This window comes from Arthrobacter sp. STN4, from assembly GCF_024539665.1.
Classification (GTDB): Bacteria; Actinomycetota; Actinomycetes; order Actinomycetales; family Micrococcaceae; genus Specibacter.
Map to the genome: position 1 here is coordinate 147174 of NZ_JAKZGX010000008.1, position 13742 is coordinate 160915.

Annotated in this window: 9 protein-coding genes and 1 pseudogene; 7 read left to right on the forward strand and 3 right to left on the reverse strand. The window is 69.2% G+C overall.

Annotated elements, in window-relative coordinates:
- Nucleotides 1–36: 36 nt before the first annotated feature.
- The gene (locus MMF96_RS08605) at nt 37–1005 is read right to left on the reverse strand and encodes a proteasome assembly chaperone family protein (RefSeq protein ID WP_176618237.1); all 969 of its coding nucleotides are present in this window, start codon (nt 1003–1005) and stop codon (nt 37–39) included.
- Between the two features lie 166 nt (nt 1006–1171).
- On the opposite strand from MMF96_RS08605, the gene MMF96_RS08610 reads away from it, so the two are divergent.
- The 5 genes from MMF96_RS08610 to MMF96_RS08630 all read left to right on the forward strand — a co-directional run bounded on the left by MMF96_RS08610 (nt 1172) and on the right by MMF96_RS08630 (nt 7330).
- Complete coding sequence (locus tag MMF96_RS08610; protein WP_256883249.1) at nt 1172–2695, forward strand: leucyl aminopeptidase; 1524 nt, start codon at nt 1172–1174, stop codon at nt 2693–2695.
- A gap of 268 nt (nt 2696–2963) precedes the next feature.
- Entirely contained in the window at nt 2964–4346 is a 1383-nt protein-coding gene (lpdA, locus tag MMF96_RS08615; RefSeq protein WP_176618239.1) for a dihydrolipoyl dehydrogenase, read from the forward strand.
- Nucleotides 4347–4475: 129 nt separating this feature from the next.
- Nucleotides 4476–6266, forward strand: coding sequence for a 2-oxoglutarate dehydrogenase, E2 component, dihydrolipoamide succinyltransferase (gene sucB / locus MMF96_RS08620; protein WP_256883250.1), 1791 nt, complete (start codon nt 4476–4478; stop codon nt 6264–6266).
- Nucleotides 6267–6357: 91 nt separating this feature from the next.
- On the forward strand, nt 6358–6717 hold the full coding sequence (locus MMF96_RS08625; protein WP_176618241.1) for a hypothetical protein: 360 nt from the start codon (nt 6358–6360) through the stop codon (nt 6715–6717).
- Nucleotides 6718–6901: 184 nt separating this feature from the next.
- A complete protein-coding gene (locus tag MMF96_RS08630) occupies nt 6902–7330 on the forward strand; it encodes an OsmC family peroxiredoxin (protein ID WP_256883251.1) in 429 nt (142 codons plus the stop codon).
- A gap of 73 nt (nt 7331–7403) precedes the next feature.
- Here MMF96_RS08630 and MMF96_RS08635 read toward each other — a convergent pair whose 3' ends face one another.
- Both MMF96_RS08635 and MMF96_RS08640 read right to left on the reverse strand, forming a co-directional pair.
- Complete coding sequence (locus MMF96_RS08635; RefSeq protein ID WP_256883252.1) at nt 7404–10991, reverse strand: S41 family peptidase; 3588 nt, start codon at nt 10989–10991, stop codon at nt 7404–7406.
- Nucleotides 10992–11000: 9 nt separating this feature from the next.
- On the reverse strand, nt 11001–12785 hold the full coding sequence (locus MMF96_RS08640; protein WP_256883253.1) for a protein kinase: 1785 nt from the start codon (nt 12783–12785) through the stop codon (nt 11001–11003).
- Between the two features lie 110 nt (nt 12786–12895).
- On the opposite strand from MMF96_RS08640, the gene lipB reads away from it, so the two are divergent.
- Both lipB and MMF96_RS08650 read left to right on the forward strand, forming a co-directional pair.
- Entirely contained in the window at nt 12896–13621 is a 726-nt protein-coding gene (gene lipB, locus MMF96_RS08645; protein WP_256883254.1) for a lipoyl(octanoyl) transferase LipB, read from the forward strand.
- Nucleotides 13618–13742: pseudogene (locus MMF96_RS08650) on the forward strand (lipoyl synthase); the annotation flags it as partial. The gene lipB and the pseudogene MMF96_RS08650, both read left to right, overlap by 4 nt.

Genomic DNA, 13742 nt, shown 5'->3' on the forward strand with positions numbered 1-13742 from the left:
ACGGGGCCGGACCGGGGCAGCGACTTCCGGAATGTCCTAGATGTTGCCGGAATCACCGGCGCCGGACGACGGGCCGGCGTCCCGGCTGGCCAGGTACGCCTCAACGGCGGCGCCAAGCTCGTCGGCGTCGGGCAGTTCGTCATTGTCACCGGCCAGCAGCGACCGGCGTTCCGTGCCGTCGCTGTGCTCGTCGTACTGCTTTTCCAGGTTGCGCACCACGGCCTGCACCTCGGCGGAGCCTTCAACCTGTTCGGTGATCTGGCGTTCCACGGCGCGGCCCGCCTCGCGCAGCCGTTCGCTGGGCAGCATCAGGGACGCCGCCGCGCCCAGGTATTCCAGCCCGGCGACGGCGGCCGGCGGGTACTCCGCCTCGGCCAGGTAGTGCGGGACGTGGATGGCGTAGCCCACCACGTTGCGCCCTTCGGCGGCCAGCCGGTATTCGAGCAGGTGGCCGATGGCGGAGGGAATGTCCAAGGTGGTCTTCCAGGCCGAGATGCCCTCGATGAGCTCGGGGCGGTTGCCATGGACGGTGGCGCCGATGGGCCGCGTGTGCGGCACCGGCATGGGCACCGAGTGCACCCACGCGACCAGGTTCACGTCCAGCCGGCGGACCAGGCCCAGCACGGCCAGCGTGAAGCGCTCCCACTGCAGGTCCGGTTCGCTGCCGTTGAGGTACAGGAACGGCTTGCCCAGCGCGTCCACCATCCGGTACAGCACCAGTGACGGTGCCCGGTAGTCGCTGATGTGGTCCTCGGTGAACGTCATGCGGGGCCGGCGGGAGCGGTAGTCAATCAGCTGGTCCACGTCGAAGACCGCCACCGGCTCCGCGGCCAGGTGGTCGATCAGTTCGCCGGCGATCTGGTGGATGACGTGGCCGGCGTCGGAAAATCCGGTAAAGGACATCAGCAGGTTAAGCCCGCGCAGGTCCTCGGCCTCCAGCAGCGCCTCATTGAGGGCAAACAGGGACTCGGGATCTTGAAAGGGGGTATATGCAATGTTGTTCATGGTCTTCCTCACCAGCTTAGCTCCATCAATGGCACAACGCCGCAGGCGCCCGGAATCATCCCGGACCCCCGCAACCGGTGCCGCCATCCCCCCGTGTAAAGAGACTACGATCGGTTGGGTATCACACTGCACAAACTTCAACCACTACCGTGAGGACACATACAACGTGAGTGCGAGCCACACCATCAGCTTCAACGTCATCAACTCGGACCTCAAAAAGGTCTCGGCGGATGCCCTTGTCATTGGCGTCGGCAAGGGTGCCGACGGACCCGTCATCCTGGATTCCCCCCTTTCCGCTTCCGCAGTGGCTTCGCTGAAGGCGTCCCTGGACGCCCTGGGCGTCAGCGGCGCAGCCGACCAGCTGGTCCGCCTGCCCGGCCTGCCGGACTCCGGGGCCAAGGTGCTGGTGCTCGCCGGCGTCGGCAAGCTCTCCGGCACCGAGATCACCGAGGAATCACTGCGCCGGGCCGGCGGCTCGGCCGTCCGCCAGCTGGCCGGCCTCAAGCACGTGGTGCTGGCCCTGCCGACGACCGCGGTGGCCCAGGTTTCGGCCCTCGCCGAGGGTGCCGCGCTGGGCGCCTACCGGTACGCCAGCCTGCATTCGGGCAAGGACGCCGCGAAGGAGCCGGTGGCCAAGGTGACCATCTACTCCTCCCTGGCGAAGGACCCGGCCCTCGCGGCCGCACTGGACCGGGCCGCCGTTGTCGCCAAGGCCGTCAACGCGACCCGCACGCTGGTCAACGAGCCGCCGAGCCGCCTGTTCCCGGCCACGTTCGCAGAGGCCGCCAGGGACCTCGCCAAGGGCCTGCCGGTCAAGGTGACCGTCATGGACGAAAAGCGCCTGCTCAAGGACGGCTACGGCGGCATCATGGGCGTGGGCCAGGGCTCCTCCCGCCCGCCGCGCATGGTCAAGCTGGAATACAAGTCGGACAAGGCCGTGGCCGACCTCGCCCTGGTGGGCAAGGGCATCACCTTTGATTCCGGCGGCATCTCCATCAAGCCCGGCGCCGGCATGATCACGATGAAGTGCGACATGGCCGGCGCGGCAGCCGTCCTCAACACGGTGCTGGCCGTGGCCGGCCTGGGCCTGCCCGTCAACGTCACCGGCTGGCTGTGCATCGCCGAAAACATGCCCTCAGGCACCGCGATCCGCCCCTCGGACGTGCTGACCATCTTTGGCGGCAAGACCGTGGAGGTGCTCAACACCGACGCCGAGGGCCGCCTGGTCATGGCCGACGGCCTGGTTGCCGCCTCGCAGGAGTTCCCCGACGTCATCATCGACGTCGCCACCCTGACCGGCGCCCAGGTGGTGGCCCTGGGCCACCGCACGGCCGGTGTCATGGGCGACGACGGCGTCAGCGCCGCCTTGAAGGCCGCGGCGGACCGCGCGGGCGAGCTCGTGTGGCCGATGCCGCTGCCGGAGGAACTGCGACCCACGCTCGACTCCCCGGTGGCGGACCTGGCCAACATTGGCGAACGGATGGGCGGCATGATGACGGCTGCTGTGTTCCTGCAGGAATTCATCGGCAAGGACAAGTCCGGGGAGACCATCCCGTGGGCCCACCTGGACATTGCCGGACCGGCCTTCAACGAAGGCGCCCCGTACGGCTACACCCCCAAGCAGGGCACCGGCATGGCGGTGCGCACGCTCGTGGCATACGTCGAAGACGTGGTGGCCCGCAGCGTTTAGCGCCGCCTGCGGCGCTGCCGCCCGGCAGCCGTGCCCCGGCGGTGTCAAACCACACAGTGAGTATGACCACAAACGGCTTTACTGTGACACCGCCGAGGTGGAGCATGGAACATTGGGCAGCTAAGGTGATTGCTGAATGTATTTGTCCTTGGCCAGATAAGTTCCAGGACATGGCAGGGCTGCGGCCGACTCACGGCCGCAGCCCTGCACCAACAAAAAGTGAGATGGCGCGTACACGTGCGCCATCCGAACGCGAGGGAGCGTCTAAGTGGCCGAACAGGCAGCTGGGCAAGAATTCGACATCCTGATTCTCGGTGGCGGCAGCGGCGGATATGCCGCGGCCCTGCGCGCCGTCCAATTGGGGCTGACCGTTGGACTGGTGGAAAAGAACAAGCTGGGCGGCACCTGCCTGCACAACGGCTGCATCCCCACCAAGGCCCTGCTGCACGCAGCAGAGGTTGCCGACCACGCCCGCGACGGCGCCAAGGTCGGTGTGAACGTTGAGCTGACCAGCATCGACATGAACGCCGTCAACGCGTACAAGGACGGCATCATTGCCGGCAAGTACAAGGGCCTGCAGGGACTCATCAAGGGCAAGGGCATCACCGTCATCGACGGCGAAGGCAAGCTGACCGCCCCCAACACCGTCACGGTGGACGGCGTCAACTACACGGGCAAGAACATTGTCCTGGCCACCGGCTCCTACTCGCGCAGTCTCCCCGGCCTGGAAATTGGCGGCAAGGTCATCACCTCCGACCAGGCACTCACCATGGACTACGTGCCCAAGAGTGTCATCGTCCTCGGCGGCGGCGTCATCGGCGTCGAATTCGCGTCCGTCTGGAAGTCCTTCGGCGTCGACGTCACCATCATCGAGGGCCTGCCGTCGCTGGTCCCCAACGAAGACCCGGCCATCATCAAGGTCCTCGAGCGCACCTTCCGCAAGCGCGGCATCAAGTTCAACACCGGCACCTTCTTCCAGGGCGTCGAGCAGACGGCCGACGGCGTCAAGGCCACCCTTGTGGACGGCAAGACGTTCGAGGCCGACCTCATGCTGGTCGCAGTGGGCCGTGGCCCCTCCACGGCTGGCCTGGGCTATGAGGAGGCCGGCGTCACGATCGACCGCGGCTTCGTCATCACCAACGAGCGCCTGCACACCGGCGTCGGCAACATCTACGCCGTGGGCGACATCGTCCCGGGCGTCCAGCTGGCCCACCGCGGCTTCCAGCAGGGCATTTTCGTGGCCGAGGAAATCGCCGGCCTGAACCCCGTGGTGGTCGAGGACATCAACGTCCCCAAGGTCACCTTCTGCGACCCCGAGATCGCCTCCGTGGGCCTGAACGAACCGCAGGCCAAGGCCAAGTTTGGCGACGGCAACGTTGAGACCACCGAGTACAACCTGGCCGGCAACGGCAAGAGCGCCATCCTGGGCACCGGCGGCATCATCAAGTTCGTCCGTGAAAAGGACGGCCCCGTCGTTGGCGTGCACATGATCGGCACCCGCATCGGCGAGCAGATCGGCGAGGCACAGCTCATCGTGAACTGGGAGGCCTACCCCGAGGATGTGGCGGGCCTGATCCACGCCCACCCCACCCAAAACGAGGCGCTCGGCGAGGCAGCCATGGCTTTGGCCGGCCGCCCGCTCCACGGCTAGCAGGACCTTTATTTAGTGCACCCGGCGCCCGCGCCGGGTGCACTAAGCTCAAATACAAACGATCATTACTCAAGAATTTTATGTTTGGTGCCTTTGAGGGCGCCGCACAAAAAGGAGAACGGGGACGAAATGTCTGAATCCGTGAACTTGCCCGCCTTGGGCGAAAGCGTCACCGAAGGAACCGTCACGCGCTGGCTCAAGCAGGTCGGCGAACGAGTTGAAGTGGACGAGCCCCTGCTGGAGGTCTCCACCGACAAGGTCGACACCGAAATCCCCTCGCCCTTTGCCGGCATCCTGGAGCAGATCCTGGTCCCCGAGGACGAGACCGCCGAAGTGGGCGCACCGCTGGCCCTGATCGGTTCCGGCGACGGCGCCGCTGCCGAGGCCCCCGCCACGGAAGCTGCCCCCTCCGAAGAAGCTGCCCCCGCCGAAGAAGCCGCCCCCTCCGAAGAGCCCGCCGCTCCCGCCGCCGCAGAAGCTTCCGCTGAAGCTGCAGAAGCACCCGCCGCTGCGCCGTCCGGCGACTCCTTCGAGGTCAAGCTCCCGGCCCTCGGCGAGTCCGTCACCGAAGGCACCGTCACCCGGTGGCTGAAGGCTGTTGGCGATTCCGTCGACGTTGACGAGCCGCTGCTGGAAGTCTCCACCGACAAGGTCGACACCGAGATCCCCTCCCCTGTTGCCGGCAAGCTCCTGGAAATCCGGGTTCCCGAAGACGAGACCGCTGAAGTTGGCGGCGTCCTGGCCGTGATCGGCTCCGGCGCAGCCGCAACTCCCGCTGCCGCAGCTCCGGCACCCGCCGCTCCAGCCGCCGCCGCTCCGGCACCCGCCGCTCCAGCCGCCGCCGCTCCGGCACCCGCCGCTCCAGCCGCCGCCGCTCCAGCCGCCGCCGCTCCGGCACCCGCGGCACCTGCCCCTGCCGCCGCGCCTGCTGCTCCTGCAGCCCCCGCTGCACCCGCACCCGCAACTGCACCCGCAGCGTCCGCAACCGACTCCAGCTACGTGACCCCGCTGGTGCGCAAGCTGGCCAACCAGCAGGGCGTGGACATCGCCACGGTGACCGGCTCCGGCGTCGGCGGACGCATCCGCAAGCAGGACGTCCTGGCCGCGGCGGAAGCCGCACAGGCCGCAGCCGCCCCGGCATCCGGCGCTCCCGCAGCATCCGCGCCCAAGGCCGCCCCCGCCGTGGTGCCGTCCTCACTGCGCGGCACCACGGTCAAGGCGCCCCGCATCCGCCAGGTCATTGCCCGCCGCATGCGCGAATCGCTGGACATTTCCACGCAGCTCACGCAGGTGCACGAGGTGGACATGACGCGCATCGTGAAGCTGCGCAACCAGGCCAAGGGCCAGTTCCAGGCAGTGAACGGCACCAAGCTGACCTTCCTGCCCTTCATTGCCAAGGCGGTGACCGAGGCGCTCAAGCAGCACCCCAAGGTCAACGGCGAGTACAACGAGGAAACCCAGGAGATCACCTACCACAACGCCGAGCACCTGGCGATTGCGGTCGACACGGACAAGGGCCTGCTGGTTCCCGTCATCTCCAACGCCGGCGACCTCAACCTCGCAGGCCTGGCCGGTAAGATCGCCGATGTCGCCGCCCGCACCCGCAGCGGCAAGATCGGTCCGGACGAGCTCTCCGGCGGCACGTTCTCCATCACCAACATCGGCAGCGTCGGCGCCCTGTTCGACACCCCGATCATCAACCAGCCCAACGTCGCCATCCTGGGCACGGGTGCCATCGTCAAGCGCGCAGTGGTGGTGACCGACGCCGAGGGCGACGACACCATTGCGATCCGCCACATGATGTACCTGTGCCTGACGTACGACCACCGCCTGGTGGACGGCGCGGACGCCGGCCGTTTCCTGCAGACCCTCAAGGCCCGCCTGGAAGACGGCGCGTTTGAGGCCGACCTGGGCCTGTAACCAGCAGCACGAGCAGCCGCCGGGGTTGCCTTCCTCACAGGAAGGCAACCCCGGTGCCGTTTTACGGACACTTTGTCGGTAAACTGGGGGCATGACTGTACTAACGAGCATTTTGGTTTTCCTGCACGTCCTCGGCGCCGCGGCGATCGTGGGCGGCTGGTTTGCCCGTTTCAAGACGCCCACCGTCCTGCCGATCCAGCTCTGGGGCGCCATTGCCCAGCTGGTGACGGGACTGGCCCTTGTCGGCATCCTGGAAGCCACCGGCAGCCCGTCCGCCGCGTTCCACATCAAGATCGGCGTCAAGATCATCATCGCGATCGCGGTGCTGGTGCCGGCCATCATCGGCTACCGCAAGGCCGCCGCCAAGCAGGAAGTGCCCACCGGCCTGGCGCACGCCGTCGGCGGCATGGCCCTGATCAACATTGCCGTCGCCACGCTCTGGTCCGTCTAGCAGCACGCCCCCAACGGCGCCTTCGCCCCACCTGCCGGTTTATGACCGACGGCAGGCCGGCCGAAGGCGCCGTTTCACGTTTTGGGCATAGGCTGGAAGCAGGCGCTGCCTCGGCGGCGCTTCACCGTGTACGTCCAGCTGTTTCACAGGGCTGCGTGCACCACCCACTACACAAGGAGTGAACATGGCTACGATTCGCAACGCACATGCCGGCTGGGTCGGCGACCTCCCCACCGGGGCCGGCAAGGTCTCCCTCGACAGTTCCAGGCTCGGCAACTTCGACATCACCTGGAAGGCCCGCGCCGAAGCCGCCGAGGGCAAGACCAGCCCCGAAGAACTGATTGCCGCCGCCCACTCGGCCTGCTTCGCCATGGCCTTCTCCCACGAGCTCAGCGGCGCCGGGCACGCTGCCGACTACGTCAACACCTCGGCCGCCGTCACCTTTGAGCCCGGCACCGGCATCACCGGCAGCCACCTGACCCTGGCAGCAAAGATCCCCGGCATCAGCCAGGAGGACTTTGACCGCATTGCGAACGCAGCCAAGGCCGGCTGCCCCGTCTCGGCCGCGCTCTCCGGCATCACCATCACGCTCGACGCAACGCTGGACGCCTAAGCGCCCGCGCGCCAAGCGCACAGACAAGGCGGCTCCCCGGAGCGGGGGCCGCCTTGTCTGCGCTCTCAGCCGGTTATGGACGCGGCGGCAGGGGCGCCACGGTCAGCTTGCGGTAGCCGGCCAGCGCGGGCGGGCGGACCGTGGGGATCTCCCGCTGCATCTCCAGCAACACGCCGATCGCAGCCTCGAGCTGGGGGTCGTTGCCGGCCAGGTGGTCGTGGGGCGGGAACGGCACCTCAATGTCCGGTTCAACGCCGTGGTTTTCCACGTTGAAGCCCTGCCCGTCCCGGAACCAGAAGGCGTAACGGGGCTGGGTGACGCCCGTGCCGTCGGCCAGGGCGAACTTCCCGTCAATCCCCACCACGCCGCCCCAGGTGCGCATGCCCACCACGGGGCCGATCCCGCGCAGCTTGGCCACGGCGGTGATGATGTCGCCGTCGGAACCGGCAAATTCGTCCGTCAGCAGCACCACGGGCCCGCGGGGCGACTGCGGAGGGTAGATTTCCGGCCCGTGCCCGCGCGCCACTGCCCAGGCGTCCATGCGCTTGCTGATCGCCTCGGCCACGAGCGGTGAGGTGTGCCCGCCGCGGTTGCGCCGCACGTCCACCACCAGGGCATCGGCGGCCGTCTCGGTGTCAAGGTCGCGGTGCAGCTGGGCCCATCCGCGCGGCATCATGTCCGGCACGTGCAGGTAGCCGAACTTGCCGTTGGACGCCTTGCGGACCATGGCCCGGTTATCCGCCACCCACTGCTGGTAGCGCAGGCGTTCCTCGCTCTTCAGGGGCACGACGGCGACCCTGCGGCGTGCGGGCCCCCCGCCTTCCCCGTCGCCCGCACGGGCGCTGCGCAGGGTGAGCTCGACAATCTTCCCTGCGGTCCCGGCCAGCAGTGCACCCGGCCCGCCGGCGGGCACGGGGGTGCCGTTGACTGCCTCCAGGATGTCCCCGGGGCGGGCAGCGACGCCCGGCGCCTCCAGGGGCGAAAACGCGCCGGGGTCCGAGGACTCGCCGGCGATGATCGAGACGATGGCACAGCCGTCGGCCGTGGCCGCAAACACGGCACCGAGGTGGCCCTGGGCACCGGCGCCCTCCTCGACGTCGGGCGAGGGCGTCACATAGGCGTGGGAGGTGCCCAGTTCGCCGTGCAGCTCCCACAGCAGGTCAACGAGGTCGTCGTGGCTGCCCAGCCGGTCCACGATGGGCCGGTACCGGGCATGGACGGCCTCCCAGTCGGTTCCGGCCATGTCCGGGGTGTAGTAGAAGTCGCGCTGCAGGCGCCAGGCTTCGTCGAAGGCCTGGCCCCACACCTGGACGGGGTCCAGGCGCAGCACGATCCGGTCCAGGTCCACTTCGGTGGCTTCGGCGTCGTCGTCCCCCGCCTTCGCCGTGGCGGACAGCACGGTGACCTTTTCGCCGTGGACGGCAGCCACCCAGCGCCCGTCGCCGCTGACCCGGAAGCTGTCCAGCTCCTCCACCACCCGGGTCACCTTGCGGGTGGCCAGGTCCAGCCGCTCCAGCACGGCGGCGGCCGGCTTGTCGGTGGTGCTGGCCAGGCCCTCGCCGGTGGTGCCGCCGCTGCGGTCAAGCTGCCACAGCAGGCCGCCGTTGACCGGCTTCAGCGCCGTGTAGCGGTCCTGCATGGCGGGCACGGCGATGATGCGCGCGGCCAGGCCGGCCACATCCACGCGGGTGGCCGCAGGGGTGTCCGTGGCGGTGGTCCCCGGTTCAGTGGTTCCCGGCTGTGGCATGCCGTCCGCGTCGGGCCCGAAGGGCGAGGGCGTGTCCGCGGCCAGGGCCAGCAGGAACGGCTTCGTGGCGGCGGGGAAGCTGAGGTCGAAGGAGTGCGTGTCATAGACGGGGTCGAAGCTGCGCCGCGACAGGAACGCAATGTATTTCCCGTCGCGCGTGAAGTCCGCGCTGAAGTCCAGGAAGCGGCCGTCGGTGAGCTCAATGATCCGGTCCCGGCCGGCCATGGGCGCCACAGCTGCCAGGCGGAGCCTGGAGCGGTTCTCCCCCGTGTCCACCGGTTCGTTCCACAGCAGCCAGGCAGAGTCGGGGCTGAAGGCAAGTTCGCCCACGGCACCGGCGGGCGTCTGGGCGAGCTGCTCAACGGTGCCCGTGGCAACGTCCACCAGCAGGACCTCGCCGTATTCGGTGCCGACGGCGATGGTGGCGCCGTCGGGGCTGCCCACGGCCTGCGCGGCACGCGTCCGCGACGGGTAGTCGATGCGGCGCAGGGCGGCGGTGCCATTGGCGTCCGCGCCGGACCCGGTTGTGGGCGGGACGGCCGCCTGGCCGTCCGCGGCGGCGGAGTCAGCGGCGCTGCCGTCTGCGCCGGCGTTCGCGCCGGCGTTCGCGCCATGAGTGCCGGCGGGCTTGCCCGCGCCGCCCTGGGGGACGTCGACATGGAAAGTGTCCACATTGACGGCCTGGGCCGAGACGGGCTTGGGCAGCTGCACGGTGTCCGCGGCGCCGTCACCTGGGTCCGCGTCGTCCGGACCCTCCGCCGCGGCTGCCTCCGCGGAGGCCGTTTCGGCCGCAGCGGCAGCGCTGCCGCCGGGACGTTGCGGGGAATTACCGGCCAGCACCTGGATGTAAAGCGCCTCTTCGCCTCCCTGGTCCGCAACGTACAGCACGTGGCCCGTGCCCAGCGGCCGGCCCAGCCGTGCCCGCACGCCTGGATCGGCGGCAATGACCCGCGCCGGCCCGCCCCTGTGGGTCAGCAGGTGCACGGTGCCGTGCGCCTCCACCACGCTGGCCCTGCCGTCAATGGTGGGCACCACGTCGTTCAGGTGCTTGGCGGCCTGCAGGAGCCGCGGGCTGCGGGCACCGTTGACGGCACCGAGGGTGATGTCCAGTTGCACGGCCTTGGCGTCCAGGTCCGCCAGCACGAACAGGTTTCCGGCGGATTCAAAGGCAATCCGGGTGCCGTCGCTGCTGGCGTGGCGGACATAGAAGCCTTCAAAGTCGGTGTGGCGGCGCAGCCCGGAGCCGTCCGGGAGCACGGAGTACAGATTGCCGTGGCCTTCGTGGTCGGACAGGAAGGCGATGCGCCCGGACACCCACATGGGATCGCACAGGTTGCCGTCCAGTTCCGGCACGAGCCGGGTGAACTCACCGGAGCCGTCGGCGTCGATCCACAGCTTTCCGGCTGTTCCGCCACGGTAGCGCTTCCAAGCCGCGGGTTCGCGGGAGAGCACGGAGGAGACCACCACGGGGCGTTCATCACCCACCTCGGCGCCGTAGGCCACGCTGTCCACGGGCCCGTAGTTGAGCCGTTCGGTGCGGCCCGTCGCCAGGTCGACGGCGTAGGCCCACGTCAGCCGCGAGTCCGCCTGTTCAAAGGCGCTGGTCGCCAGCACCCTGCCATCCGCGGTGAAGCCCTTGACCTTGGTGCCCGCATGCCCCCAGTAGCTCAGCTGGGTGACGTCCCCGCCGCCGGCCGGCGCGGCAACCACCTCGGGTGCCTCCCCGCGCGTGACGGTCCACACCAGGGTGCTGCCGTCCGGGGTGAACCGGGGGTTACGTGGTGGGGACTGTTCGGCGGAGACGCGCCAGGCCCGCCCCCCGGCCACCGGGGCCACCCATACATCGTCCTGGGCTGTGAAGGTGATCAGGTCCTGGTGCAGGTGCGGGTAGCGGAGATAACTGGAGGAGGTCATTTACGTATCTTAGCCACCGCCCGGGAGGATCTGCTGGACCACCCACCGCGAACGGACCTGGACCAGGACGATGGCCAGCCGCTGCTTCTGCTCCTGCGGCGAAGTGAACACCACAGCGCCGTGTGCGTCCTGCTCGGCGTAGGCACTGGTGGTCACCGTTGCCAGCACCGTGGCGGTGGCGTACGGCGCGTCGGAGCCGCCCGTCACCAGCTGCTGCCTGGTGACGGCGGCCCCCGCCACATTGGTTTCCAGGCCGTTGTAGGAGTGCCCCGCCCTGGCGAGGGCCCGGATGATCCCGGCATCGGCGGCCATGGCCGGGGAGCCTGGCGCATTGACAGTTTCCAACAGCTCCACGTCAGCGGTGGAGAGCGCGTAGGAACGCACCCACGCCAGGGCGGCAAGGGCCTTCTCCGGTGCCGCGGCGAGCAGGCCGTCCCGGACCGGCGCCGGCAGCTTCGCAGCCTGCTGCCCGAGGGCGGCCCGGACCGCCGCCTCCCGGGGGGCTCCCCCCGGCCGGCTGCCAGCCGCAGCGCCCGTGGCCGTGACAGGTGAAGTGCCGGGCGGAGTGCGGGGCGGCCGGTCCGCCCCTGTTTTCCCGGCGGTGTTGGCCGGCGTGGCGGCTGTCGCCGGGACCGGTTCCGTGGTTTTCATTGCGGCCAGCAGGCCCCAACTGGTGAATCCCGCGCCTGCCAGGATGAGGACCAGGATGAGGGCCGGGGCGGCCGTGGTCAGCAACCGGCGGCCGCGGGTGCGGCGGAACGGCGCAGGGGCGTGCCAGCCCTGCCCGTCCGTCCGGACCCGTCGGCCAAGGCCCCGCTCACCCCGTCCCCCACCAAGCGGGCGGCCGTTCCGCAGCCCTCGCAGGACCGGCCGGAGAAATTTGGGGGCACGCCGGCGTGTTTCACGCCGTGTGACCAGGTCCGGCAGCACACTGGCGTGGACGGATTGGGCCAGTGCCACGGGTTCGGCCGGGGCGCTGCGGAAGACCGCCTGGGCAAACGCGGCCGCCGTCGGGCGTTGCGCCGCTTCCCCGGACAACCCCGCCTCCAGGGCCGCGGCAAGCTCGTCGGGGACGTTGCGGGCATACACCCCCAGCGGCATCCTGTCACGGGTGGCCGGCGGGACATGCCCCGTCAACGCGAACCAGCCCACGGCCGCCATGCCGTAAACATCGGATTCCGGGCACACCCCCTCGTCCTGCAGGCAGAAGAAGCCCGGGGTGCCGGCGGTGCGGCCGCCGGCCTGGCCTGTCAGCCGGCCAAGGCCGGGATCGCCCAGGACCGGCTTGCCCTGCACCGTCAGCAGCACATTGCCAGGCGACACGTCGCCGTGGACGGCACCGCGGCCATGCAGGTGGGACAGCACCTGGCCCAGCGGCGTGAGGATGGTGACGCACTCCCCCACGGACAGCGGCCCGCGGGCCCCCACCAGGTCCTGGACGGAACCCCCGGCCGCATGGTCCATGAGGAGCGCGCAGCCGCCCTGCCATGCCCCGCCCAGCTCCACCAGCCCGTGCAGGCGGAGCAGGTGCTCATGGTCATATTGGGCCAGGATCCGCCATTCCTGTGTGATCTCGGTTGCATTGTGACGCGGCGGTCCCGGAACCGCCCCGGCAGCCGCGCCGTCGGCACGGGCAGCTGCCGGGAAGCACTTGGCGGCCAGCGCAGTGCCGCCGTCGTGCGGGCGGACCAGCCACACCTCCGCCTGCGCACCGCCGCCGAGGCGGCGCACGGCGTCGAATCCGGCCAGGACGGGAACCCCGCCCGGCCGCCCGGCCACCCTGTTTTCTTCCATATGTCAGTGATAGCCCCTTTTCGCCGTTCGCGCCGAAAGTTATCCACAGGCGGGCGGGCCGCGGCCTTTTCGGATTTAGGCGAAATTGCTTCGTCCTCTAAAGTGGCAGCATGACTGTTGAGTTCACAGAGGTCGGTTTTGCCCCGGATTTTGTCGACTACAGCGGTGCCTGGGACCATCAACGCACAGTGCACGACGCCGTCGTCGCCGGCACTGCGGGAAACACGGTACTGCTGCTCGAACATTCCGCTGTCTACACGGCTGGAAAACGCACCGAAGATCACGAACGGCCCTTTGACGGCACCCCCGTCATCAACGTGGACCGCGGCGGAAAGCTTACCTGGCACGGCCCCGGCCAGCTGGTCGCCTATCCGATCGTCAGGCTCAAGGACGCCCACGGGATCCGCGAATACGTGACCACGCTCGAAGAGATCATCATCGAGACGCTGGCCGCCTTCGGCGTGGCCGGCGTGCGCGTCCACGGCAGGGCCGGCATTTGGCTGCTGGCCGACGACAAAGGCCCCGACCGCAAGATAGCCGCCATCGGCATCCGCGTCCACGACGGCGTGACCATGCACGGGATCGCCATCAACGCCAACAACGACCTCGCCCCCTACGCCCAGATCATTGCCTGCGGCATTACCGACGCCGGCACCACCACCATTGCCGCGGAAACCGGCGTCGATGTCAGCCCCACGGAACTGCTTCCCGTCCTGAGGGAAGCCGCGGCCCGCCACTTGGCACCCCTTGTTGTGGACGCGGCCGCCGCCCGCCCCACCCCGGCTGCTACCGGCGGCTCCCCCGAGCCCAAGCCGGTGGAAGGAGCACTGTCATGAGCCTGGCCCCTGAGGGACGGAAGATGCTGCGTATTGAGCAGCGCAATGCGGCGGTGCCGGTGGAGCGCAAGCCGGACTGGATGAAGGCCAAGGTGGAGATGGGGCCGGAGTTCATTGCGAT